This window comes from Planctomycetota bacterium, assembly GCA_018242585.1.
Lineage (GTDB): Bacteria > Planctomycetota > Planctomycetia > Pirellulales > PNKZ01 > JAFEBQ01.
In genome coordinates, this window is record JAFEBQ010000022.1 from 1 (window position 1) to 23,768 (window position 23,768).

Sequence of the window (23,768 nt, forward strand, 5' to 3'; positions counted from 1 at the left end):
TCTTAGTTTGACAGAGCACTAGGCTGTCACGCCCGATTCAAGGTCAGGTCTGCTTCAGCAGCGCCGTGATGCCCGCGGTCAGCAGCGCGTCGACATTGGGCGAGCAGTTCGCCACGCTCACTTCGTAGCCCCCTTGCGGATAGGCTTCCTTGGTCGGAATGTACCACGCGCCGCCGTCTCCGTAGGCCGCCGTGGCGACGAAGCGCGAGGGGGCGAGGCTTTGCGCGCGCAGTTGGTACTCGACGAACGACTCGGCCGGCAAGTGGAGCAGCGTGGCGTCGTTGACATGCAGCGCGCTGAGAATGATCGGCGTCCGCGCAGCCAGGCGTTCGATCCAACTGGCGCGCATGGCCGGCCGAATACGATTGGCCGGAATGTTCTTCCCGTTCACCAGCATGGCCAGCTCACCTTCCTTGGTGAAGGCCGGGTTCACTTCGGGAAGAATGTCGTGCGTGGTCCAGGACATCTGACGAATCGCCTGGGGCGTCAAGCCGCGCTCGGCGGCGACCATGGCGTTGTACATCCGCTCGGTCAGCGCCACCCGGGCCTCGGGCGATCCGTCGTTGTACTTGCCGGCGGCAATGTTGCCGGCCGCGCCGGTAAAGTAAATCTGCGTGCAGTTGGGCGACTCTTTCTGCCGGCGCTTGCGGGCCAGGCCGGGAAAGTCGCTGCTCACTTCGCCACGTCCGTAATAGCTCATCGGGTGCGTGGCATAGTAGTGGCAGCAAGCCACCTTCTCGTCACCGCTATAGAACGCCACCGTCTTCAACATGGGATCGATCACTCCTTCGGGCAGCGCAATCAGCTCGGGATCTTTACAGGCGCTGCCGCGCATCTTGCGCACACGCCCATCGGGCCCCAGGTCCAGGCGGCGGTTTCCGGCCACGCGCTCGACACGGGCTTGGCCGGTGGCCACCTGCGTCAGCGGCCGGGCGTTGAGGAGTGCTTCGCGAATGGCCGCTTGCAGCCGTTCAATGCACTGCTGGAAGTAAGGGACGTTCACACAGGTCAACCCGGCGTGTTGCGCCGCGAGCAACTTCTCGGTGTCCAGGCAGACAAACGGCGCGTCGTGTTGATGGACGCATTGCACCGCCACGCGCTCGGGCGAGGTGCCGGCCGCTTTGGCCAGCGCGGCGCGCCATTCGATGTGGGCTCGGTTCAAGATGCCGGTCCAGTCGACCGCGCAGAGGACGATCGGGCTTCCCGCGCCGACAATCACCAGGCCGATCGCCTCCAAGCCATCGGCCACGGTCTTGACCGGCGTGATCCAACCGCCGCACAAGGGATGACCCTCCGGCGGCGTAACGTCGGCCCGGAAGGTGGCGATCTTCAGCCCGTCGGTGGCGCCATAGGCCCAGGCCGGCAGCCACAGCGCCGCGCCAGCGCCGACCGTTTGTTGAATCCAATGTCGCCGGGAAAGCTGGTTGGTGCTCATCGATGGCGTCCCAAGTCGTGGTGGGGCAGGGGGCGGGAATTGCGTTGCACTGCGAAGTGGATGCACTTATCGTAATGCGTGAGCCCGATGCGAACAACCAAATTGCTCGGCGTACCCGCCACCTTACCCTCCCACCATGTCCTTTCACGGCAAGCAGGCGATCATGAAGTACACGCTTTCAATTCTGGCGGTGTTGTTGGTCGGCACGCTGGCGGCGCGAGCCGAGGACGTTCGGCTGCAAGCGCCCAAGGATTTGAACGGTTACTTTCCGTTCCAGGCGCCGGCCTCGCTCGATGCGTGGAACACCCGTCGCGATTTCGTTCGGCGCCAGATTCTGGTCTCGGCCGGCCTGTGGCCCATGCCGACCAAGACGCCGCTGAACGCCGTGATCCACGGTAAGATCGATCGCGGCGAGTACACCGTCGAGAAGGTCTACTTCGAGAGCGTGCCTGGGTTCTATGTCACCGGCAGCTTGTACCGCCCCAAGAACGCCCAGGGGAAAGTCCCGGGAGTCCTGTCGGCGCACGGACACGCCAAAGATGCGCGGCTGCAACCGGCCACGCCCGAGCGGACGCGCCAACAAATTGCCGAAGGGGCCGAGCGGTTCGAGAGCGGCGGGCTGTCGATCTATCAGGCCCGCTGCGTGCAGCTGGCGCGAATGGGCTGCGTCGTCTGGCAATGGGACATGCTGAGCGATTCCGACTCGGTACAGTTGCCGCGCGAAGTGGTCCACACCTTCGCCAAGCAGCGCCCCGAGATGAATACCACCAAGAACTGGGGCCTGTACAGTCCGCAAGCCGAGGCGCATTGCCAGAACATCCTGGGTTTGCAACTGCTGAATGCAGTTCGCGGCGTTGACTTCTTGCTGAGCTTGCCCGAGGTCGATCCCGAGCGCGTGGCGGTCACCGGCGAAAGCGGCGGCGGCACGCAGACGATGTTGCTGTCGGCGGTTGACGAGCGGATCAAGTTGTCGTTTCCCGTCGTGATGGTCAGCACCGCGATGCAGGGTGGTTGCACTTGCGAGAATGCCAGCTTGCTGCGCGTGAATACCGGCAATGTCGAGTTCGCCGCCCTGTTCGCGCCCAAGCCGCTGGGCATGAACACGGCCAACGATTGGACCAAGGAGATGGCCACCAAGGGCTTTCCCGATTTGCAGAAGCTGTACGCGCTGTACGGCAAGCCGAGCGACGTATTCTTGCTGCGCGGCGAGCACTTTCAGCACAACTACAACGCGGTCACGCGCTCGGCGTTTTACACGTTCTTGAACAAGTATTTCCGGCTGGGGCTGCCATCGCCGGTGATCGAGCGCGACTTCGAGCCGTTGTCGCGCGAGCAGTTGTCGGTTTGGGATGCCGACCATCCGGCCCCCAAGGCGGGCGATCCCGAGTTCGAGCGCAAGCTGCTGGCCTGGCTTACCAACGATGCCGATCAGCAACTCCGCGCGGCTGTCGCGGCCGGCGGTGGCTTGCAAAAAGTGATTCGTCCGGGGGTCGAAGCGTTGATCGGCCGCACTTATGCCCAGGCCGGCGACGTTGCCTGGGATTTGCAGGAGAAAGAGGACCGCGGCGGTTACCTGGAAATGAAGGGACTGCTGCGCAACAAGACCTGTGGCGAGGAAGTCCGCGTCACATGGCTCTATCCCAAGCAGTGGAATGGTCGCGTGGTGGTCTGGCTCGACGACCAGGGACAGAGTGCGGCCAGCAGCGAACGAGTTGCCCGGCTGGTGCAAGCGGGAACGACCGTCCTGACGGCCGATCTGTTGTTCCAGGGGAGCGACGCCGCCAAACAGAATCGCGTTGTCGCCAATCCTCGCGAGTTCGCCGGCTATACCTATGGCTACAACCACGCGCTGTTCGCCCAGCGCACGCACGACGTGCTGACCTTGGTCACCTTCTTGCGCAATGCCAAGTTCGAGCACCACCCGCAGCCGACCAGCGTGGCAGTCGCTGGCTGGGGAAGCACCGGCCCGATCGCACTGGCCGCGGGAGCGCTGGCCGACAAGGCGGTCGATCGAGTCGCGGTTGATACCCAAGGCTTTCGCTTCGGCAAGTTGCTCGATTATCGCGATCCGATGTTCCTGCCCGGCGGGGCCAAGTACTTGGACGTGCCTGGCCTGATGGCGTTGAACGCGCCACACGCGTTGTGGATTGCTGGCGAGGGGAGCGCGCCGGAAACATTCGACGCCAATTTCAGCGAACTGACGCCGTACACCGGCGACCCTGCCCGGCAGCAAGCCGCGGCTACTGACTGGCTACTCCAGCCGTAACGACAAGCCGGGCTGGTTTCGTCCGAATATTCTGGCTGTAAGGACGGTGCGATAGCCCAGGACTTTCGGACACCGGCGGTTTGCTATAATGGACCGGTCCAGCTCGGCCCGCCCATCCATCACCCGTGACGATCGTCGCATGGCACTCTACTTTGCCGCCGGCTCACCGACTACCGAACTCAGCCCGCAGCAGCTGCGCGAGGCGCTGCACGACTGCTTCACGCAGTTGGGGCCGCGGAGCAAGGTGCTGGCGATTCCGCCCGATTTCACTCGCTTCAACAGCCGAGCCGGACTGCTGACCTGCCAGACGTACGAATACTTTGGCGACCGGCTGGTCGATGTGATGCCGGCCTTGGGCACGCACTTTGCCATGCCCGACTGGCAGCTCGACAAGATGTTTCCTGGCGTCCCCAAGTCGCTGTTCCGCGAACATCGCTGGCGCGACGACGTGGTGACCGTCGGCACCGTGCCGGCCGAGTATGTGTCGGAGGTGACCGACGGCATCTGGAAGAAGTCGTGGCCGGCCCAGTTGAACAAACTGGTCTGGCACGGCGGGCATGACCTGATTCTTTCCATCGGTCAGGTCGTGCCGCACGAAGTGATTGGCATGGCCAATTACAACAAGAACTTGTTCGTCGGCACGGGGGGCTCGGCGGGAATTAACGAAAGCCATTTCCTCGGCGCGGCCTACGGCATGGAACGGATGATGGGGCGGGCCGATACGCCGCTCCGCCGCATCTTGAACTATGCCCAGGATCATTTCTGCCGGCACTTGCCGCTGTTGTTCGTCCAGACCGTGGTGGGGGTGAACGACCGGGGGGAGTTGGTAACGCGCGGCCTGTTCATTGGCGACGACTATGAATGCTTTGAGCGGGCCAGCGAACTGTCGATCCGCGTGAACTTCACCATCTTGCAGGAAGAGCTGCCCAAGGTCGTCGTTTATCTGGACGAGGAGGAGTTCCACAGCACCTGGCTGGGAAACAAGTCGATCTATCGCACCAGGATGGCGATCGCCGATCGGGGCGAACTGATCGTCCTGGCGCCGGGCGTGAAGACGTTTGGCGAGGATCCGCAAATCGACAAGCTGATCCGCAAGTACGGCTATCGAACGACGCCTGAAATCCTGAGCTTCATGGAACAGAACGAAGATCTGCAAGGGAACCTGTCGGCGGCGGCCCATCTGATTCATGGCTCGTCCGAGCAGCGCTTCACCATCACCTATTGTCCGGGCCATTTGACGCCGGCGGAAATCGAAGGGGTCGGCTACCGCTACGCCGACCTGGCCGAGATGAGCCGCCGCTACGACCCTCGCACCTTGCGCGATGGTTGGAACGTCCTGCCCGATGGTGAGCGCGTCTATTACATCAGCAACCCGGCGCTCGGGCTGTGGGCGTGTGAAGGTCGGCTGAAGTAACCCTCCCAGTTCGATGTGGGGGGAACTGAAGGTGTTGTAAGTTCCCTGCGTTCAATGATGCGGAGACGCTCATGAAAATTGCCTGGTTGGTCCTGCCCGCGATCCTCGTCACAACCGCTGTTATCGCGGACGAGCCGGCGCGCAAGGTGCATATCGTTCTCGTTGGCGATTCAACCGTGACCGACACGGCTGGCTGGGGCGGCGCGTTTATCAAACACTTGGGGCCGTCGGCAGAAGGGGTGAACCTGGCCCGCGGCGGGCGCAGCTCGAAAAGCTTTCGCGACGAGGGGACTTGGAAGAAGGCCATCGAGCAAAAGCCCGACTACGTGCTGATTCAATTCGGGCACAACGACCAGCCCGGCAAGGGGCCCGAGCGCGAGACCGACCCAGCCACGACCTATCGCGACTTCCTTCGGCAATATGTCGACGAAGCGCGAGCGATCGGCACCAAGCCGATCCTGATCACATCGGTAGTGCGGCGGACGTTCAATGCCGAGGGCAAGATCGAGTCGAGTCTCGTCCCCTATGCCAACGCCGTGAAGGCCGTCGCGGCCGAGAAGAACGTCCCGGTGATCGACCTGCACCAGCGCAGCCTGGAATTGATGAACCAGCTGGGGCCGGCCGAAGCCGAGAAGTTTGGCCCGCCTCACCCGACGCGCCCTGGGAAGTTTGACGGCACACACTTCAACGAAATGGGCGCCGAGCGGACTGCCGAGTTGGTGATTAGCGAGCTCGTCAAGGTCGAGCCAGCCGCGAAAGCCTGGTTCCCGCCGCGGTAGTCCACTGCTGATTGGCGGCGCGCCGCGGAGTTAGCCGCTCTTCTCGACGGGCAATTGCTCGGTCACGTGCAGCCCGTACTTTTCCAACAGCCGATACAAGCTGCGACGATTCAGCCTCAGCGCTCGGGCCGTGCGAGCCTTGTTACCGCGTTCGCGTTTCAGCACTTCGAGCACGTGCGACCGCTCGACTTCTCCCAGGTCGTCGACGCCCGTCACCGAGGGGCTGTCCTTGTTGTCGGCGACTTCGTCCGGCAAGTCCTTGAGTGTGATCTGCCAGTCGTCGGCCAGGATCTTGGCTCGTTCGATGGCGTTGATCAACTGGCGGATGTTCCCCGGCCAAGGGTGGCGCTCCAGGGCCTTCAGCGCCTCGGGCTCGATCGTCCAGTCGGCGCCGACAAAGTGTTTGACCAACAACGGGATGTCGCCGACCCGATGGCGCAGCGGCGGCAGGTTCAACGACATGACGTTGATGCGGTAGTACAGGTCTTCGCGGAACCGACCAGCCTTTACCTCGGCGGCCATGTCGCGATTCGTGGCAGCCAACAGGCGCACGCTGACGCGACGTTCCTTGACCGAGCCAATGCGGCGCATCGAGCCGTCTTCCAGCACGCGCAACAGCTTGGCCTGCAGCGCCGGCGGCATCTCGCCGATCTCGTCGATGAACAACGTGCCCCCGTCGGCTACCTCGAAGAACCCTGGCTTGGCGTTGACCGCGCCGGTAAAGGCTCCCTTCTCGTGGCCGAAGAGTTCGCTTTCCAGCAACGTCTCGGGCAAGGCGGCACAGTTGATTGTCACCAGCGGCCGATCGGCCCGCGCGCTCGTGCGGTGCAGGGCGGCGGCGACCAACTCCTTGCCCGTGCCGCTTTCTCCTTGAATCAGAATCGCCTTGTCGGTCGGGCCGGCGCGCTCGATCAGCCGCCAGACCTCTTTGATCGCGGACGATTCGCCGATCATCTCGCACTTGCCGGGACGTTGGTTCAGCAAGTGCTTGAGCTGCTGGTTCTCCTTGACCAGGTGGCGCCGGTTGGTCGCTTTCTCGACCAGTGCTTCAAGTTCGGCCAGCGACGACGGCTTGCGCAGATAGTAATACGCGCCGGCTTTCATCGCCTGGACGCAATTCTCGACGCTGGCTTCGCCGGTCAGCACGATGACTTCGCACTCGGGCTGCAAAGCGCGTAGCTGCCCTATCAGTTCGAGCCCCGAGAGTTGAGGCATGTTCATATCGACGATGGCCACGTCGAACTCGCGGCGGTGAGCCAGTTCCAGGGCGTCGAGGCCGTCGCCGGCTTCCTGGACCTGGTAGCCGCGTTTGGCCAGCCGTTTGGCCATTACCGAACGGAACTCGGCGTCATCATCGACAACCAACAGATCAATAGCTTCGGACATTGCTCCCCACGTCCGCCTACCTGGCGGCAGTCAGTTTATTTTGATTGGATCGAACCGCGCGTCCGTGCTCTGGCGACCCACGGCGTGCGGCTCCGCACATTTTCGGTTAATCGCCGTGCGGTTCGCAAGGTGCCAGCGACGCAAAAACTGGACGAATCCTCGCACTTCGTCGGTGTGCCACCAGCGCGCGCGAGCGCGGCACTTGAATTGCATTAGGTTCCCTTGGGTTTGCCAGGAGAGTTAACAACACCCCCAAAAGGAAGCAATCATGAGCACGACATCCGATGTCAAACCCGCAGCTGCGGAATGTGTATGTGCCAATCCGCGCGCGCTGGCCGGGTTGCTGAACGATCTGTTCGAAGTGCTGGCGCTGCAGGCCACGGAACTGGAACGTCTGACGTCCCACGTCGAACAGCACAATCGCCCGCTGCTCAAGCCCACCAAGCTGCCCGAATGCATCTCGCGGCTGAGCGAACTGCACGCCCGCTTGAACCAGAAGCCGGTGTACTCGATCAAGGCATGAGTCGCCGGGCGCCGCGGGTCGGATCGCGCCAATCGGCGCCAAAAAAGGACGGGATAACGCCATGACACGAGATCTCAGCACCAATTACTTGGGCCTGAAGCTGCGCAATCCGTTGATCGCGTCGTCGTCTCCGCTGACCGGCGAGTTGGACGTGCTGCGACGGCTCGAAGCCAATGGCGTGGCCGCGGTGGTCCTGCCCTCGTTGTTCGAGGAGCAGATCGACTTGCCGGCCTTCAAGGCCAAGCATCCCGAGGCGTTCCAGCCCCACGTCGCCGGGCACGCGCTGACGGCCTTTCACCAGATGTCCCAGTACAATCATGGCCCCAAGGCCCTGGTTGAGTTGTTGACGCAGGCCAAGAGCCGGCTGTCGATTCCGGTCATGGCCAGCTTGAACGGAACCACCAAAGGAGCTTGGCTGCGCCATGCGCAACTGCTGGAGGAAGCGGGGGCCGACGCGCTGGAAATGAACATGTATTCGGTGATCTGCGATCCTCAAGTAACCGCGGCGCAAATCGAAGATCAATATGTCGACCTGGTGGCCGAAGTGTGCGGCAAGGTTAAGATTCCGGTCGCGGTGAAGATCGGACCTTACTACACCGCGCTGTCGAACTTGGCGCATCGCTTTGCCCAGGCCGGCGCCAAGGGGATGGTGATGTTCAACCGCTTCATGCAACCCGACGTCAACGTCGACGCGATGCGAGTCTGGCCGCACCTGACCCTGAGCACGCCCGACGAGTTGCGACCGGCGTTGCGGTGGATCGCCATCCTGCGTGGCCAACTCGACATCTCGTTGGCCGCGACCGGTGGAGTGCATTACGTCGACGGCTTGATTAAGGCGCTGGTGGCCGGCGCCGATGTGGCGATGATCGCTTCGGTCTTGTATCGCAATGGGATCGATGTGATCGCCACGTTGCTCAAGGAATTCGAGTGCTGGCTCGACGCCGGCGAATACCACTCGGTCGCCCAGTTAAAAGGCTGCCTCAGCCAGATCAACGCCCCCGACCCGTCGGTCTTTGAACGGGCCAACTACATGCGGGCGATGACCGAATTCGTCAGCGGCAACGGCAATCACTAGCCGGCCGTTGGCCAGAATGCAGGTCGCCGTCGCGATAATTGCTCCCTCGTCAGTGTTAGGATAGCAAAGCGAGCGATTGATAGGCGGCCGCCGCCTGCTGAGTCAACGGTTCGACGGTATTGACGAGGCAGGGCGACTCGGCGGCCGAGGGGGATTCGTACTCGGCGCTTTGCTGCTCGTAGAGTTCGGGACGCGCTTCCGAGGCGTCGGCCGCGTCTTGCTGTAGCCGGGTATGAATTCGAGCCAAAGCCACGTCGCGCGGACAGCGGCACTCGATCAACAGCACATCGGCATCGCGGCGTTGGCCTAGCTTTTTGGCGGCTTCGCGCCACGCCTGCTGGCCAAATGTCCCATCGAGCGCCACCGAGACCCCTTGCTCGAGCCAGGTGTCCGCCTCACGGAGCAGTTCCTCGTACACTTGCTGGCGCGCATCGGGTCGATAGCGCCCCTGGTCGAACGGCTCGGGCGTCGACGATTTGCCAGTCCAGCGGTCGCGAATCACGTCGGTTCGCAACATGACCGCCGCCAGTTGGTCGGACAGCGTTTTGGCCAGCGTCGACTTGCCCGAGCCCATCAGGCCAGTCACCAGTAGCAATAGCGGCCTTGCATCCGCCGCACGCTGGTACCGATCGGCCAGCGTCAGGTACTCACGCGCTTCGCTGATAGCCGCCGCTCGCGATTCGCCGACAAGCTGCGCGCCGCGCAAGGCCGCCACTTTGGCGCGCACACAAGCGCGGTAGCTTTTGTGGAACGCAGTCAACTTGTCGGGTGGCGCGTCGTGACTTTGCGTCAGGTAGCTGTCGAGGACCGCTTTCCCAACGTGTGATGCGCCAAGTCGATCGCATTCCATCGCCAGAAAGCAAAGCTCGTCGACCACGTCTCCCTGGCGGAGCAGGGGGTCGAACTCGATGCAATCGAACACGACCGGCGAATCGAGCAGGCAGATATGCTCGGGACGCAGATCCCCATGCCCGTCAACCACGCGACCGGCGCGGACGCGATCAGCGAATAGCTCCGGCCGACTATGGAGCAGGCGGTACTGGGGCGTGTGAACGCGTCGAATCAAAGCTTCGCCGACTTCCTGGCCAGTGCCGAGCAAAGCTTGATAGTTCCCCGCGACGTGCGTGCCAAGCTGCGTCAAATAATCCTTGGGCCGCAACGCGACTGGCGGGGCCGACAGGTAAAACCGAGTCAGGAATTGCGCGAGCTGTGTTACCTGCGCCTCGGTCAACTGCCCGGCGCGAATCACCACGTCGAGCATTCGCTCGGCCGGCAGGCGACGCATCTGCACGATCCAATCAACCGGTGGTCCATCGCCCCCCAGTTGATACGTGCCATCGGCCTGTTGCGTGACCGGCAGCACGTCCAAATAGATGTCCGGCGCCAGGCGGCGATTCAGTCGCACCTCGTCCTGGCAAGCCTGTTCGCGGCGGGCCGGGTTGCTAAAGTCGACGAACGTAAACCGGACTGGCTTCTTCAGCTTGTACGCAAACTGGTCGGTCAAGAACACGTGGGACAAGTGCGTCTCGACATGCTCGACCGATGTCGGCCGCTCGGCATAGGCGGCCGGCGTGTTGAGCCAGCGGACAAGAGTGTCTTGGTTCATGATTCGCTCTTCTGCTCGCCATCGATCATTCAAAGTCGATCAGCGCCCGTGGGGACCAGCCGGCGCGCAGCGCATTGAGCACCGCCCAGACATCAATCAGCTCTTGAAACACGGCGCCGGCAACGGGAGCCAACACACCCGCCGCGGCCAAGCCCATCCCAATCGTACTCAAGGCCATGCCTCCCACGGCGCTTTGCAGGGCGATGCGCCGCATGCGCTCGGCAATGTGCAGCAGTTCGTCGACTCGCGACAGCGAGCTGTCCAGCACGACGGCATCGGCCGCGGCGCTGGTCACTTCATTCGACTGGCCAAACGCAATGCCCACCGTGGCGGCCACCAAGGCCGGAGCGTCGTTGATGCCGTCCCCCAGAAACAAGGTCTTGGCCTGCGCCGTTTCGCGACGGACGATCGCCACTTTGTCTTCGGGACTTTGGCTGCTGAAGACATGGTCGATGCCGACCCGCTCGGCCAGGTAACGAACCTCGGAATCGCGGTCTCCGGAGACGATCATCGTGCGGGTCATACCATGCTTGGGGGCCAAGTGATGAATGAACGACGCTCCGTCGGCCCGCGGCTCGTCGCGAAAGCGATAGGCGGCCGCCAATCGGCCATCGACCAGGACCAGGCATTCCATGCCGGCGATCTGGGGAGGCAATGGCTCCGTGGGAGTCTGGTCGTTACGGTTGGCGAGGAAGTGTTTGCGACTGGTGATCTCGACGCGCTGGCCGGCGATTGTGCCGGTGAGACCGCGCCCCGGCGGTTCGCTGATCTCGGCCACCGGATGTCGGGGCAAATGAGCGTTGTCGGCAGCAGCCAGGATCGCGCCCGACAGCGGATGCTTGGAATACTGCTCCAGGCTCGCGGCCAGTGCGAGAACCTGCCGGGGCTCGAAACCTGGCTGGCAAAGTTGCTCAGTCAGTCGCGGCTGGCCATAGGTGAGCGTGCCCGTCTTGTCGAAGATCACCGTACGGCATTGCCCAAGCTGTTCAAAGGCCGCTGGGTTCTTGATGATGATGCCCCGCCGAGCCGACAGGGAAATCCCGCCGAGAATCGCCACGGGAATCGCGATCAGCAACGGGCAGGGGGTCGCCACGACGAGCACCGCCAGAAACCGGTTCGCCTCGCCGCTGGCCAGCCAGGCGACTGCGGCCCAGGCCAGCGCCAGGGGCGTGTACCAGGTGCCGAGTTGATCCCCCAGCCGGCGCATGCGCGGCTGATGCTGGGCCGTGGCTTGCATGACATGCATGATCCGCGCGTAACGCGAATCGACGGCCAAGCGAGTCGTACGAATCGTCAGCGCCGAGGCACCGTTGATCGACCCGCTAAGCACCTCCGCGCCGGGAACCTTGGACATCTGGTAAGGTTCGCCAGTCAGGTACGACTCGTCCATCGTGCCGTGCCCCTCGACGACGATGCCATCGGCCGGGCAGGCTTCGTGCGGGAAGATGACGACCAGGTCGCCGACGGCCACCTCGGCTACCGGCACCTCGGCGATGGCTTCGCCACGGCGGCAGTGGGCATGAGAAGGCATCCGCCGCGCCAGCGCCGCCAGCACCGACGATGCGTTATACACGGCATAGCTTTCGAGCGACTCGCCCCCCGAGAACATCAGGACGACCAGCGCCCCGGCCAGGTGCTCGCCCAACATCGCCGCCGAGACGATCGAGATACCGGCCAGCAAATCGGCGCCGAAGTCCAAGGCCCGAATCTTGACGGCCAGATCCCACAAGATTGGCGCGCCACCCGCGAGCAGAGCCATCCACAAGGGGAGGTCCACCCAGGTAGCGCTCGCCGAGGTGGCAAAGCGAAGCACCAGATGGACTGCAATCATCGCCAGCGCGAGTACGGCCACGCCAATGTATTTGCGCCCGGGTTGGTCAACAGTCATTGGCACGGCGTCACTCGTTCCGCTCGCCTGGAAGCCGCGCCCTGTCGACCGAACCATTTCGCGTCGACGGCCTCGATGGCGGTGACAACTTCTCCCATCATCAAACTTACTTAACTAGGCATTATAACCAAGAACTTCATTGCGATTAATCCGTCCGCTGTAACTGCTTCCACAGACTGTTCCAGTGAGTGACGACCGCTTGATGATGCCGCTTGATGCGTCGGTGGGCTTCGCTCTGTTGTCGGTGGCGAGTCTGCTCCTCGGTATGGTTCGCGCAGCCCGCATTGCACTTGGCGGCCTGGCCATTTTTCTCTTCCGAGGCGATGGTGTGCTCGTGCTTGTCGAGTTCCTGCTCATAGGCACGAATCGCGCCGGCGTGGCTTTGCAAGGCTTCCAAGTGGGCCTTGAGCGCGCTGGCGAATATGGTTTGCGACCCGAGGATCTCGGCGAGTTCGTGTTGCCAGACGCGCAGGTTGTCATGCCAAGCATTGTTCTCGGCGATCCATTGCCGGTGTTCGCTGTGCATCTGTTGGTGGGTGGAGGCTGGCATGATCGGCTCCTTCACGTGGATGAGTAATCAGGGGCATTTGCTGGGAGCGGCCGCTGGCAGTTCGTAGCGATAGAAGGCCGCGACGCCGATGCCGGCCGGAATGGTGTCGCCGGCCACGGCGAAAGCGCTGCCACGGTGCTTCAAGGTCTGATAAGCCGCCAAGTCGAACAAATCTTCCGCGCCCGGCGTCGTTTCATCAGTCAACTCGACCGAGCCAGTCCCAGAATTGAACTTGCCCCACAGCGCGTCATCGCGATCGACAAACACGGTATCAACCGCTCCGGCAAACGCCGCGCTCAAGATGTTCTCGATCGAAGCCGACACGCGCGCCGTGCCCAAATGTTCCTCAATCCGCTCACGACCGTTCTTGGCGGCCTGCCGCCAGACGGGCGCGAGCATCTCGACCACCCGGCGATGCAACTCGGCGTCGCTCCAATGCTCGGGGCTGCCATGCACTGGCAAGCCGAACAGTTGCGGATAGGTGTTGACGTCTTGATAGATCGGGAACAGGTACTGGACCCCTGCGAACAATAGCGGAGCACGCTCGCTTCCCAGGTAATCGTGCAGAGCGCCATTGATCATCCGGAACCAGGTCCGCAATTCGTCCTTGTGCCGATCGACTTCGCCCCCTTGGCCGTGGTACATGGTTCCCTGGTCGCCGCGACCTCCGCCCGAGGCGCCCAGAACTTGGACCATGCCTTGCGGCGGCTGATAATTCAGCGCCTGGGTCAAACCGACGGGTAAGGTGTCGACCGCCAATCGCTCGAGCTGCCAGCGGTCGCCGCGATAGAGCCGGACGCCGTTCTGGCTGACGGCCAGCACGAAGTAGGCGTGGTTGTCAGTTAGCAGCGGCAGCACCGGCTTGATGCAAACACGGTGCCCGACCGCGACGGTCTCGACCACGCTCATCGGCAATTGCCAACGCTTCATGCCCGCCGTGGTCAAAATCACCATCAGTCCCTGGCTTTGGTCGTGCCAGAACTTGGTGTCATCCACCAGCGCACGCCCAGGCTTGAGCAAGCGGGCCGCCGCCTCCTCGTCGATGCCTTCGGCCAGCAGCTTTTGCCCGGCCCGGTTGAGTAAGTTCTTCAGGCGGATCGGACCTTGCTGCCCAGCCGCGCCGGACGGCGAGGTGGGAAGATAGATCGTGACGCAAGGCCAACTCGTGGTCTCGAGGCAGTCTTGCAGGTTGCGTTGAGTGAAGGTGTCCATGATGCGTTCCCTGTCACGCTAGTAATTGTTCCGCCAAGCGGTTCAAGTTAGCGCGATAAAAGTGGGCGTCGGACGCTGACCCACAGGCGGCCAGCGCCAGACGCCCTAGGGCAATTACGACTTGACTTCCGCCTTGCTGGTCTTGGCCGACTCGACCTTCATGGCTTACTTCCACCGGCCACGGTGGAAGTAAGCACGCCTCGGCTGATTAGAACGCACCTTTTGTGCCAAGCAGAGGGGAGAGTGGAATCAGCGTTTTAGGCCGCGAAATTAAGCTGGCTGAGGCAACGTGCCTGGGCTCGAATGTGTCAAGGCGCGCGAGATGAGCGGCCCGGCACACCGGCGCGCCAGACTGACGCAACGGCCGCCAGGGGCGATCGGCTGGCAGACACGGCAATGCCGCTCGGGATCGCCGGCCGATCGTAGGCGGAGATACTTTCCGTCCCCGTGCTTGATATTAGAATCGAGTTGCCGCAGCGACTACGGGCCATGGGAATGGGCCATCGAATCGCTGGGGACGAGAACGAGTGACCCGCGTTTCGCGTTCTACCGTGTGGTATTGCCAGCAGGTTGTCGTCATGCAAGCAGACTTGCTTTTCAAACGCTATCAGGAGTTGCAGACCTACGTGGGCTGGCAGCCGACCGATGCTGCGCGCGTGGCGGCCGCGGCCGAGGCGCTGCGTCCGGCGTTCGCGCGGCTGATCGATGACTTCTACGAAGAAATCGAGAAGCACGAGGCGACGCGCCGCGTGATCACGGGGGGGGCACAGCAGATCATGCGTTTGAAGGGGACGTTGATCGGCTGGCTCGAAAACCTGGTTTCCGGCGTGTATGACCGCGACTATGTCGCGCGCCGTTGGCGAGTCGGCTTCCGTCACGTGGAAATCGGCCTGGACCAGGTGTTCACCAACGCGGCCCTGTCACGGCTGCGGGGCGGATTGGCGCGCGCGCTGGACCAGGCTTGGACGGGCGACGCCACCGCGCTCGCCGCTGCGCACCGCTCGTTGAACTTGCTGTTGGACCTGGACCTGGCAATTATCGAAGACGCTTATCAAACGGCGTTTCAACGCCGGCAGCAGCAGGTCGAACGGCTGGCGACGATCGGACAGGTGGCGGGTGGCATCGCGCACGAACTGCGCAATCCGCTGAACGTCATCAAAACATCGATCTATTTCTTGCTGAACGCCAAAAACGCGTCGCCCGACAAGGTGGCCACGCACCTCGAGCGGATCAATCGCCAGGTCGGTCTGGCCGATGGGGTGATCACGGCGTTGAACAATTTCGCGCGCTTGCCCGTGCCCGAAATGCAATCGATCGGTACGCGCGAGTTCCTGCGGAACGTGATCGATTCAGTGACGATTCCGGCCGTGGTGCAAGCGTCGATCGACTGCCCCGAGGACGTGGGGGTAATCATGGGGGACGCGCGTCAGTTGGCGATCGTATTCAGCAACCTGATCCGCAATGCCTGCGACGCCATGCCCGATGGCGGGCAGCTTACGATTCGCGCTCGGAGCTTGCCCGAGCTGGTCGAAATCGCGGTCACCGACAACGGCGTCGGCATTGCCCCCGAGCATCTATCGCGCGTGGTCGAGCCGCTCTACTCAACCAAGGCGCGCGGTATCGGGTTAGGGTTGGCCATGGCCGTGGCCATTCTCGACAAGCACGGCGGCCGGCTCAAAATCGAAAGCGAGGTCGGTCGAGGAACGACAATGACCGTCCTGCTGCCGTCAACCGTCGCAATCTGATCCCGCCTGCTAGAATCTCCCTCGCGCATGCCTGAGGCCCATATGTCCGACGCTAAAACTCGTATCCTCGTCGTCGACGATGAACCCGATACCTGTGAGAATCTCCGCGACATTTTCACCGAGATGGGATACGAAGCTGACATCGCGTTCAACGGATCGGATGCAATGGAATTGGTGGCCAGGCAGCACTACGACGTGGCGCTGCTCGATCTGAAAATGCCCGGGATGGACGGGTTGGAACTTTATCGGCGCATTCGCAAGGTCTCGGCCGGCACGGTGGCCATCGTGGTGACTGCCTATGCCAGCAGTAGCACCGCCGATTCGGTTCTCGAGGCCGGCGCCTGGCGGATGCTATCGAAGCCGGTGAACTTTCAACAGTTGTTGACCGCGGTCGGCGAAGCGGCGAATCAGCCGCTGGTCCTCTTGGTGGACGACGACTCGGAATTGTGCGACAGTCTGTGGGATTTGTTTCGCGAGCAGGGCTACCGCGTGTGCCTGGCCCACGATGTCGATGCGGCGGCGCGGCAGTTGGAACGCTGCGGTCATCAGGTGGTGTTGATCGATTGGAAACTGCCGCGCGGCACGGGGGCCGATGTGTTGAGTCTGGTACGTAAGCAGTCACCCCGGGCCCGCACCATTCTGATCACGGGCCATCGAGGCGAGTGGGAAGAACGGGTGCAAAACGCCTTGCAGCAGGGGGCCGACGCCGTCTGCTACAAACCATTCGAAATGTCACGGTTGTTGGAAACAGTTCGTCAACTTTCTCGTCCGAGTTCGTCATGAGTGCGTCTCGTCCGCCGCGCGTGCTGATCATCGAGGACGACGCCGACGCGCGGGCCAACCTGACGGACATTCTGGAAATCGACGGCTGGCAAGTCGACACCGCCGCCACGGCCCGCGAGGCGCAAACCGACCGGCATTGGGCTGATTACACGGCCATCATGCTCGACCGCCGCTTGCCCGACGGCGATGGCGCCGAGTTGCTGCCACGTTTGAAGGCGCTGGCCTCCGACGCGGCGATCATCATGATCACCGGCTTTACCGATTTGGACGGCGCGATCTCGGCGTTGCGGCTCGGCGCGGCTGACTACATATTGAAGCCGGTCAATCCCGATGCGCTGCGCGCCAGCCTGGGGCGACTGGCCGAGCGACAACGCGTGGCCGAGGCGCTGCAAGAGACCGAGCAGCGACTGGCGGCCGTGTTTGAGAACGCGCTGGACGGGATCGTGATCGCCGATACCAAGGGGCGGATGATCGATGTCAACCCGGCGGCGTGCGCCATTCTGGGTTTCAGTCGCGCCGAGTTGCTGGCCCGTTCACTCCATGACCTGGCGCCGTCGGAAGAGTTGCCGGCGTTCCAACAGCAATGGGAGCGGCTGGCAACGCTGGGTAAGCAGGTGGTCGAGATCAACATGGTCCGACGCGGCGGCGCGGTGATCGATGTCGAATACCAGGCCGTGGCGAACTTTCTCACCGGCTTGCACTTGTTGTCGATTCGCGACATCACTTCGCGCAAAAAGGCCGAAGAGCGCGCGCTGCAAGCCGAACGGCTGGCGGCGATCGGCGAGACCATGGCCGGGCTGGTTCACGAAGGACGCAACGCGCTGCAGCGGAGCAAGGCTTGCCTGGAGATGCTGGCAATGGAGGTGGAAGATCGGCCCGACGCGCTCGATCTGGTAGCTCGCGCACAACGCGCCCAGGAAGACATACACCGGTTGTACGAAGAAGTGCGACAGTACGCGGCGCCAATCCGGCTCCAGCGCGAGGACTGTGACCTGCGCCGGCTGTGGCGGGAAATCTGGGCCCAGGTGACACACCTGCGCAGCGCCAGTGTGCTGAGTTTGCACGAGGAAGTGGCCGGCGACCCGTGTTGCGAGGGGGATTTTTTTCAGCTCGGGCAGGTGTTCCGCAACATTTTCGAAAACGCGATTCAGGTTTCCCCTCCCGCAGGAAGAATCTCGGTTGATTGCCAAGAGGTCTCGCTCGACGGAAAACCCGCGGTAAAGTGTCGGATTGTCGACCAGGGACCGGGCATGAACCGGCAACAGCGGACGCGGATTTTCGAACCGTTTTTCACGACCAAGTCAAAAGGGACTGGCCTCGGCATGGCAATTGCCCAGCGTATTATCCAGTCGCATGCCGGCACGATCGAAGTAGCCGACCGCGACGGACCGGGGGCCGAAATCGCCATCACCTTGCCCAAAGCCGTCCCATGACCGATAGCTTGCGCGTTGCCGTGGCCGATGACGAATCGGACATGCGCGACTTCTTTGAACGGATGCTCCCACGCTGCGGACACCAGGTCGTGGCCGTGGCCGAGATGGGCGAGCAACTGGTCGAGTTGTGCCGACAGGTAAAACCTGACCTGGTGATCACCGATTTCAAAATGCCAGGTATCGACGGCATCGAAGCCTCGCTGCAAATCTGTCGCGAGCGACCCACCGCGGTGATTCTGGTTTCGGCGTATCACGATCCCGAACCGATCACGCGGGCCGAAAACGACCATGTGCTGGCCTATTTGGTCAAGCCGATCGGGCTGGTCGATCTGGCCCCGGCCATTGCCGTGGCCATGCGCCGGTTTCAGGAATTGCAGACCCACCGGTAGGAAACCAGTGGCTTGCGGCAGGCAGCCGACGAGGGCAATTCTCCCAGCCCCGGAACACGTGATTCGCCACAATCGCGAGCTCGCTAGAAGGTGGAGGGCATAAGACCAGCCAGCGATTTGGCCGCTGTTTGGCGGAAGTCACTCGTTACCAATGCGATAGCCAAGGCTGACAACGCCATGTGTGACGCCGCTCAGTGCGTGCGTGGTCGCACATCAGGACAGGGGGCGTGACACACTGTTTGGCGCTGCCGCTTTGTGGCCGACGACGCGCGCGAAGGCGAATGTTCCGGCAATCGAAACCAGCGCATAGGCCAACACGGCGGTAGCGGCGAGCGTCTCGGCAAAGCTGGCCGAAACGATCACCAACCCCACGGCGACGTTGCGCAGTCCGGTGGTGACGGCCAGCGTGCGGCGCGTCGTCGCGTCGCGGCCGGCAGCGAGCCAACCCGTCAGCAGGCTGACCGCCAGCAACAAGAGCATGCCGCACCAGCCATGCCAGCGCACCAACAGCAGTCCCGCGTACTGGGTCGCCAAGATCAACACGACCACGACCAGTAGCAGCAAGTTGGCGAGTCCGCGCGCTGGAACGCGCAACCGCTCATTCCAACGCGGCAACCAGCGACGAAAGGCGATCCCGGCGGCCAGCGGAAGCGCCTGGGTGACCAGCAGCGTGGTCGTCAGCGTGCCGTAGTCGACGCGCAGGTCGCTTCCTTCGAGCATCAACGGCAGAGCGACCGAAAGTAGCAGCGGCGCGGCAACGACGGAACAAGCCGCCAGCAACACCATCAGCGCGGTGGCCAGCGGCACGTCCCCGCGCGCAGTGTCGACGAATGACGGCCCCATCGGCGCGCCGGGACAAACGGCCAGAATCAGAAACCCCACCGACACCAGCGGCGCCGCCCCGAACAGCCACAGCAACACCACGACCGCTAGCGGCACGACGACAAAGTTGGCGAGCGCGGCCAGGAGAATCACGCCCCAGCGACGCGCGGCCGCGAGCAATTCGCCGATGGTGACGCTCATGCCCACCGACAGCATCAACGTCACCAAGGCCACCATGTTCAGCAACTTGAGCACGTGGCGCCTTTCGCTCTTTTGCTATGAGTTGCTAAATCGCTTATCGCCGCGATCTAGCGTCTGGGTGGCACGCCCGTCCTTCGGGCGTGGGGAAGCACGTATCGACCCCAATCTTTGATTGGCAATTTCCCACGCCCTGCGCTGCGCTGGGGACGTGCCACCCCCGCTACAGGCTCTTGAGAACTACTCCAGGCGGCGGCTACTCGCGACAAATCGGCATGCCGAACATCGCCACCGAGGTGACCGCAAACAATGCCAACGAAATCACCAGGGCGCTGAGCTGCAAGCGTTGTGAATCGAACGTGCTTCCCATACCGGCAAAGAACAACACCGACGCGAACAGCACCGTCAGCAGCACGTAACGGTCGGAGGTTTGGTTGGCCGTCTGAGCGCGATCGTACTCGGCCTGAAAGTTCTCGTTTGCCTGGCGCACCACCTCGATTTCGGGCTGCTTGTACTCCGCCATCTTGAACGGGTTAAGCGGCGCATCGGGGTTGTTGAATGGATCAGTCTTGAGCCAGGCGTCCAGCGCCACGCGCATTTCAGGACGAAACCGCTTGGCCAGGATTTGCTCGGTTCGCGCGTCCCCGCGGCTTTGGGCTTCGATGTACGAGATCAGCATGGCCGCGTCGACCGAGCGGAATTGCATGGCCGACAGGGTGGCTTCGGTGCTGATTCGGCCCGCCTTGGCGGCGTCGGCCAGTCGGAATGTTTGCACCCCGCCCCACAGGGTCGCCTGGTAAGCGCACCAGGCCGAGAACATGGTGGCCAGCGAAAGCAGGACCGCCGAGGCGATATCAACCCAGCGCTTGCGTTCTTCCTTTTCGACGGCCGCCAGAATGCGGCGCAATAGAGCCGTGTTTTCATTCGAATTCAAATCGGCAGGCATCGTGCCCCTCCGCAATCCTGAACATGCCGCGTGCCGTCGGCGGCGCGCTCAGGCTTCCTCGACAAAGACGTCGATCTTACCTTCTCGGACTGCGTTCATCAGCGCCGCGTAGTCTTGCTCGGACTGGTCAGCATAGGCGACGGCAAAGTCGGCCACCGCTTCGTCAAACTTGTCCGACTTGCCCAGGTAACCGCTGATCTTGCACGGCTCGCCCGAGCGCGCGTGGGCCCGCGCCAGCGTCCAGCCGCACATGCGCGCGTAGCCGAGCATATTGGCCGGCGTGTAAATCTCGACGAGCATCTTGATTTTCATGTCGCGCAATTGGCGAATATAGAAGTCATGCCCCGCGATGCCCTGTGTCCAGCCCAGAAACATGTCGCTGGCTGATTGCATGGCCTGATAGCCAGTCACCACCCGTTGACCGTTGTTGGCGTAGGGGCTCCGGCCCGCGAATGCTTCGAGCACGCTGGGTCGGGCTTCTTTGACCTGCAGGAACAACGGGTCTTCCTCGGCCGCCATCAGCAACAGCACGCCACAGCGCGTGCCAACACTGCCGACGCCCACCACCTTCATCGCCATGTCCATCAACTTGTAGCGATCGATGAGCAAACGGCGGTGCTCGGGCAGGCTTTCGCGGTATTGCTCAAAGCCGCGGCGCACGTTCTCCATCATTTTTTCCTGGCTGACGTTGCGCGCGTGATAGATCAGGGGAGGATCGTCCTTGATCGTGGGAGACAAGGCCGCCGCGTGAACCAGTTGGGGAAAGTCGTGCTCGAATGCCGATCGTTCGCGGGCCTTGGTCAGCCGCTTCTCGGCGCGCCGGCGCGTGACGTCGTCTTTAATCGTGGCGACGATCTCTTCCATGTCCAGCGAATTGTACCAGACCTCGAGCGCTGTCATCTCGCTGTATTCGGCCATGTGCTCGCGATAGCTGGTCACGCAGGCCTGGGCCGCGTCGCGGGCGTCGGCTTCGCCGTGGTGGTTGTTTCGGCTGGCCAGCACGAAACTCGTAGCCAGCCGTTTGACGTCCCACTCCCACGGCGCGCGCAGCGTCTCGTCCAGGTCGTTGATGTCAAACACCACGCGCCGCTCGGGCGTGGCATACGCGCCAAAGTTTGTCAGGTGGCAATCGCCGCAGGCTTGCACCTGTAAACCGGTCGCGGGTGTCGTGGCCAGATCGGCCGCCATGGCCAGGGCCGAGCCTCGGTAAAACGTGAACGGCGACTGGAGCATGCGGCCATAGCGGATCGGAATCAACTCGGCAATGCGCCCTTCGTTGGCGCGCTCGAGGATGATCAGCGGATCAGGCCGATCGATTGCCGGCTTCCATTTGGCATGCGACGTGCGAGGGCATTTGTCGCGCAGAGCCTTACCTTCGGCGTAAAGTTCCGCTCGGGTGGGATGAAAGCCGAACCGCGGGCTGGTTTCAAGCTCGGACATGATGAGAAGTGAGACCCTGTGAAACTCGCAGGTTGCGCCTCCTAGGGCGCGGCGCCATGCGGTGTCTATTTGTCGTGCAGCACGTAGTTCGCGCGCAACATCTGCTTCACCCGTTGCAACTCGGTCGGCGTCAGCGGCGGCTCGGCCAACAACGACTGGTGCTTTTCCTCGGCCTCGGCCTTGCTCGCGGCTTGGACCAGTCGGCTAAAGCCATTTGAGTCTTTGACGTGATACCACGACGTGACGTAGACGTTGCGATTGCGGTCCATTGCCGGCAGCATCAGGCGAATGCGGCCTCCCAGTTCGGGATAATCAATCGTGATGTGTCCCTTGCCGTCGCCAGTAATACCCTCGAGCGCGGCCAGATCGCCGGTCTTGCCCGGCGCGATCACGTATTCTTGACCAGGTGCCACCACAATTTCGTCGGTCCACAGCCGGCCCGTCTTGCGCGCCAGTCGAAAGCGGAACGGCCGCGAGTCCAGATTATAGATGTGCCCTTCCTTCGGCGGCGCGGCATCGGGCAGGGGGCCATCGGGAGTTTCCTGGGCCAACGCCGACGAAGCCGCGGCGACCAGCGCCAGACAAAGGAACAACCAGAACCGCGTGCGAAATGCCATGAGAAACCCCTCGGAAACAAGCTGGGCTACATATCTTTGCATCATAGGCAGCCGAGGGGGGCAATTCCAAGCGCGCCCCCCGCGGGGCGCGGGAATTATTTTTTGATTCGACGGCGTGCGGCTCTGGCACCCCCTGGCTAAAATGGCATCTCCATTCAAACGCACGATCTGCCGGTGGCCTTCCCAGGAGCGTGCCGAGCAGCCAGTTTGTCAACGATGAGAGTAAGGACTCAGGGGAATGAATAAGATCGTCAAGCTCGCCATGTGGTTGGTCATCGCCGTCGTCGGCGTCGGCTATGGCTATTACTGGTATCAGGAGCAACAAAAGTCGACGTTGCCGGCGGGAATCGTCTCGGGCAATGGTCGGATCGAATCGATTCAGGTTGATGTGGCCGCCAAGTACGGCGGGCGCGTGAGCAAGATGCTGGCCAAGGAAGGCGATCTGGTCGAAGCGGGCCAGACCGTGGCCGTCATCGACACCACCGAGATGGAAGCCGAGCTCGCCACCGCCAAGGCCAAGACTCTGGAAGCCGAGGAGACCGAAGCCCAGATCAAGTCGGACATCGTCAAGTCCGAAGCCGAGTTGCTGTTTTCTCAGCAACAACTCGACCGGGCCAAGACGTTGTTCGCGAAGGCGACGATCTCGAAGGAAGAATTCGACGAGAAGCAAACCGTCACCAAGTCAGCGACGGCGGCGCTCGAGTCGACGAAAGCTAAGCTCCGCTCGACCACGCAAAGCGCCGAGGCCGCCCGCGCCGAGACCAAGCGGATTCAAGCCAAGATCGACGATTCGACCCTGAAGTCGCCGGTCAAAGGCAAGGTTCTCTACCGGCTGGCTGAAGAAGGTGAAGTGCTGGCCGCCGGCGGCAAGGCGCTGACTCTGGTGAACCTGAACGAGTTCTACATGGAGATCTTCTTGCCGGCGATGGACGCCGCCAAGGTTATCGTAGGGGCCGATGCCAAGATCACGATCGATGTGCGCCCCGGTGCCGCGGCTCCGGCGACGGTGACGTTTGTCTCGCCCGAGGCGCAGTTCACTCCCAAGCAAGTCGAGACCCGCAGCGAGCGCGACAAGCTGATGTTCCGCGTCAAGCTGCGCGTGCCTCCCGAAATCGTCGCGCCGTACGTCGAACGCATCAAGACGGGCATCCGCGGCGTTGGTTACGTGCGCATCGACAAGTCGGTCGAGTGGCCGAGCAACCTGTCACAGCCCTTGCCACCGCCACCGGCGTCGTAACGTCGAACGCGCCGCGACGAACGT

At 62.6% G+C, this 23,768-nt stretch carries 20 protein-coding genes; 10 read left to right on the forward strand and 10 right to left on the reverse strand.

Going from position 1 to position 23,768, the window contains the following annotated elements; translation table 11 throughout:
* Positions 1 to 43 precede the first annotated feature (43 nt).
* On the reverse strand, positions 44 to 1,435 hold the full coding sequence (locus tag JSS27_11230) for a hypothetical protein (GenBank protein ID MBS0209512.1): 1,392 nt from the start codon (positions 1,433 to 1,435) through the stop codon (positions 44 to 46).
* A 163-nt stretch (positions 1,436 to 1,598) separates the two neighbouring features.
* Here JSS27_11230 and JSS27_11235 point away from each other — a divergent pair, with 163 nt between their 5' ends.
* The 3 genes from JSS27_11235 (at position 1,599) to JSS27_11245 (ending at position 5,894) form a co-directional block, all read left to right on the forward strand.
* The gene (locus JSS27_11235) at positions 1,599 to 3,701 is read left to right on the forward strand and encodes an acetylxylan esterase (protein ID MBS0209513.1); all 2,103 of its coding nucleotides are present in this window, start codon (positions 1,599 to 1,601) and stop codon (positions 3,699 to 3,701) included.
* Positions 3,702 to 3,840: 139 nt separating this feature from the next.
* Entirely contained in the window at positions 3,841 to 5,115 is a 1,275-nt protein-coding gene (locus JSS27_11240; protein ID MBS0209514.1) for a D-mannonate epimerase, read from the forward strand.
* A 71-nt stretch (positions 5,116 to 5,186) separates the two neighbouring features.
* On the forward strand, positions 5,187 to 5,894 hold the full coding sequence (locus JSS27_11245) for a rhamnogalacturonan acetylesterase (protein ID MBS0209515.1): 708 nt from the start codon (positions 5,187 to 5,189) through the stop codon (positions 5,892 to 5,894).
* A 30-nt stretch (positions 5,895 to 5,924) separates the two neighbouring features.
* On the opposite strand, the gene JSS27_11250 is transcribed toward JSS27_11245, so the two are convergent.
* Positions 5,925 to 7,280: a sigma-54-dependent Fis family transcriptional regulator gene (locus JSS27_11250; GenBank protein MBS0209516.1), complete on the reverse strand. Its 1,356-nt coding sequence runs from the start codon at positions 7,278 to 7,280 to the stop codon at positions 5,925 to 5,927.
* A 268-nt stretch (positions 7,281 to 7,548) separates the two neighbouring features.
* On the opposite strand from JSS27_11250, the gene JSS27_11255 reads away from it, so the two are divergent.
* On the forward strand, positions 7,549 to 7,803 hold the full coding sequence (locus JSS27_11255; protein ID MBS0209517.1) for a hypothetical protein: 255 nt from the start codon (positions 7,549 to 7,551) through the stop codon (positions 7,801 to 7,803).
* 61 nt (positions 7,804 to 7,864) lie between these two features.
* On the forward strand, positions 7,865 to 8,878 hold the full coding sequence (locus JSS27_11260; protein ID MBS0209518.1) for a dihydroorotate dehydrogenase-like protein: 1,014 nt from the start codon (positions 7,865 to 7,867) through the stop codon (positions 8,876 to 8,878).
* 55 nt (positions 8,879 to 8,933) lie between these two features.
* On the opposite strand, the gene JSS27_11265 is transcribed toward JSS27_11260, so the two are convergent.
* From JSS27_11265 to JSS27_11280, 4 genes are all read right to left on the reverse strand, one after another.
* Positions 8,934 to 10,484 carry an AAA family ATPase gene (locus JSS27_11265; protein MBS0209519.1) on the reverse strand — a complete coding sequence of 517 codons (1,551 nt, stop codon included), beginning with the start codon at positions 10,482 to 10,484 and terminating at the stop codon, positions 8,934 to 8,936.
* Between the two features lie 25 nt (positions 10,485 to 10,509).
* Positions 10,510 to 12,372 (reverse strand): heavy metal translocating P-type ATPase, encoded by a 1,863-nt coding sequence (locus JSS27_11270; protein ID MBS0209520.1) that lies wholly within the window; start codon positions 12,370 to 12,372, stop codon positions 10,510 to 10,512.
* A gap of 145 nt (positions 12,373 to 12,517) precedes the next feature.
* Entirely contained in the window at positions 12,518 to 12,922 is a 405-nt protein-coding gene (locus JSS27_11275) for a hypothetical protein (protein MBS0209521.1), read from the reverse strand.
* 27 nt (positions 12,923 to 12,949) lie between these two features.
* The gene (locus JSS27_11280) at positions 12,950 to 14,134 is read right to left on the reverse strand and encodes a hypothetical protein (protein MBS0209522.1); all 1,185 of its coding nucleotides are present in this window, start codon (positions 14,132 to 14,134) and stop codon (positions 12,950 to 12,952) included.
* Positions 14,135 to 14,712: 578 nt separating this feature from the next.
* Between JSS27_11280 and JSS27_11285 the strand changes: the two genes are divergently transcribed.
* The 4 genes from JSS27_11285 to JSS27_11300 are packed head-to-tail and all read left to right on the forward strand — an operon-like array spanning position 14,713 to position 18,484.
* Positions 14,713 to 15,879: a PAS domain-containing sensor histidine kinase gene (locus JSS27_11285; GenBank protein ID MBS0209523.1), complete on the forward strand. Its 1,167-nt coding sequence runs from the start codon at positions 14,713 to 14,715 to the stop codon at positions 15,877 to 15,879.
* Between the two features lie 42 nt (positions 15,880 to 15,921).
* Complete coding sequence (locus JSS27_11290; GenBank protein ID MBS0209524.1) at positions 15,922 to 16,662, forward strand: response regulator; 741 nt, start codon at positions 15,922 to 15,924, stop codon at positions 16,660 to 16,662.
* Positions 16,659 to 18,095, forward strand: coding sequence for a response regulator (locus JSS27_11295; GenBank protein ID MBS0209525.1), 1,437 nt, complete (start codon positions 16,659 to 16,661; stop codon positions 18,093 to 18,095). Before JSS27_11290 ends, JSS27_11295 begins: the two co-directional genes overlap by 4 nt.
* Positions 18,092 to 18,484, forward strand: a complete 393-nt coding sequence (locus JSS27_11300; GenBank protein ID MBS0209526.1) for a response regulator — start codon at positions 18,092 to 18,094, stop codon at positions 18,482 to 18,484. Before JSS27_11295 ends, JSS27_11300 begins: the two co-directional genes overlap by 4 nt.
* Before the next feature lie 213 nt (positions 18,485 to 18,697).
* Here JSS27_11300 and JSS27_11305 read toward each other — a convergent pair whose 3' ends face one another.
* From JSS27_11305 to JSS27_11320, 4 genes are all read right to left on the reverse strand, one after another.
* The gene (locus JSS27_11305) at positions 18,698 to 19,561 is read right to left on the reverse strand and encodes a bile acid:sodium symporter (GenBank protein MBS0209527.1); all 864 of its coding nucleotides are present in this window, start codon (positions 19,559 to 19,561) and stop codon (positions 18,698 to 18,700) included.
* A gap of 199 nt (positions 19,562 to 19,760) precedes the next feature.
* Entirely contained in the window at positions 19,761 to 20,450 is a 690-nt protein-coding gene (locus JSS27_11310; GenBank protein ID MBS0209528.1) for a hypothetical protein, read from the reverse strand.
* 48 nt (positions 20,451 to 20,498) lie between these two features.
* Positions 20,499 to 21,890 (reverse strand): DUF2252 domain-containing protein, encoded by a 1,392-nt coding sequence (locus JSS27_11315; protein ID MBS0209529.1) that lies wholly within the window; start codon positions 21,888 to 21,890, stop codon positions 20,499 to 20,501.
* 65 nt (positions 21,891 to 21,955) lie between these two features.
* Positions 21,956 to 22,507 carry a hypothetical protein gene (locus JSS27_11320; GenBank protein MBS0209530.1) on the reverse strand — a complete coding sequence of 184 codons (552 nt, stop codon included), beginning with the start codon at positions 22,505 to 22,507 and terminating at the stop codon, positions 21,956 to 21,958.
* Between the two features lie 262 nt (positions 22,508 to 22,769).
* Between JSS27_11320 and JSS27_11325 the strand changes: the two genes are divergently transcribed.
* On the forward strand, positions 22,770 to 23,744 hold the full coding sequence (locus JSS27_11325) for an HlyD family efflux transporter periplasmic adaptor subunit (protein ID MBS0209531.1): 975 nt from the start codon (positions 22,770 to 22,772) through the stop codon (positions 23,742 to 23,744).
* The last annotated feature ends 24 nt before the right edge of the window (positions 23,745 to 23,768 follow it).

What these genes read in the sequence shown, in the direction of transcription:
- JSS27_11230 (MBS0209512.1), bottom strand. Translation starts at nt 1,435, where the DNA reads ATGAGCACCAACCAGCTTTCCCGGCGACATTGGATTCAACAAACGGTC.
- JSS27_11235 (MBS0209513.1), top strand. Translation starts at nt 1,599, where the DNA reads ATGAAGTACACGCTTTCAATTCTGGCGGTGTTGTTGGTCGGCACGCTG.
- JSS27_11240 (MBS0209514.1), top strand. Translation starts at nt 3,841, where the DNA reads ATGGCACTCTACTTTGCCGCCGGCTCACCGACTACCGAACTCAGCCCG.
- JSS27_11245 (MBS0209515.1), top strand. Translation starts at nt 5,187, where the DNA reads ATGAAAATTGCCTGGTTGGTCCTGCCCGCGATCCTCGTCACAACCGCT.
- JSS27_11250 (MBS0209516.1), bottom strand. Translation starts at nt 7,280, where the DNA reads ATGTCCGAAGCTATTGATCTGTTGGTTGTCGATGATGACGCCGAGTTC.
- JSS27_11255 (MBS0209517.1), top strand. Translation starts at nt 7,549, where the DNA reads ATGAGCACGACATCCGATGTCAAACCCGCAGCTGCGGAATGTGTATGT.
- JSS27_11260 (MBS0209518.1), top strand. Translation starts at nt 7,865, where the DNA reads ATGACACGAGATCTCAGCACCAATTACTTGGGCCTGAAGCTGCGCAAT.
- JSS27_11265 (MBS0209519.1), bottom strand. Translation starts at nt 10,484, where the DNA reads ATGAACCAAGACACTCTTGTCCGCTGGCTCAACACGCCGGCCGCCTAT.
- JSS27_11270 (MBS0209520.1), bottom strand. Translation starts at nt 12,372, where the DNA reads ATGACTGTTGACCAACCCGGGCGCAAATACATTGGCGTGGCCGTACTC.
- JSS27_11275 (MBS0209521.1), bottom strand. Translation starts at nt 12,922, where the DNA reads ATGCCAGCCTCCACCCACCAACAGATGCACAGCGAACACCGGCAATGG.
- JSS27_11280 (MBS0209522.1), bottom strand. Translation starts at nt 14,134, where the DNA reads ATGGACACCTTCACTCAACGCAACCTGCAAGACTGCCTCGAGACCACG.
- JSS27_11285 (MBS0209523.1), top strand. Translation starts at nt 14,713, where the DNA reads ATGCAAGCAGACTTGCTTTTCAAACGCTATCAGGAGTTGCAGACCTAC.
- JSS27_11290 (MBS0209524.1), top strand. Translation starts at nt 15,922, where the DNA reads ATGTCCGACGCTAAAACTCGTATCCTCGTCGTCGACGATGAACCCGAT.
- JSS27_11295 (MBS0209525.1), top strand. Translation starts at nt 16,659, where the DNA reads ATGAGTGCGTCTCGTCCGCCGCGCGTGCTGATCATCGAGGACGACGCC.
- JSS27_11300 (MBS0209526.1), top strand. Translation starts at nt 18,092, where the DNA reads ATGACCGATAGCTTGCGCGTTGCCGTGGCCGATGACGAATCGGACATG.
- JSS27_11310 (MBS0209528.1), bottom strand. Translation starts at nt 20,450, where the DNA reads ATGCCTGCCGATTTGAATTCGAATGAAAACACGGCTCTATTGCGCCGC.
- JSS27_11315 (MBS0209529.1), bottom strand. Translation starts at nt 21,890, where the DNA reads ATGTCCGAGCTTGAAACCAGCCCGCGGTTCGGCTTTCATCCCACCCGA.
- JSS27_11320 (MBS0209530.1), bottom strand. Translation starts at nt 22,507, where the DNA reads ATGGCATTTCGCACGCGGTTCTGGTTGTTCCTTTGTCTGGCGCTGGTC.
- JSS27_11325 (MBS0209531.1), top strand. Translation starts at nt 22,770, where the DNA reads ATGTGGTTGGTCATCGCCGTCGTCGGCGTCGGCTATGGCTATTACTGG.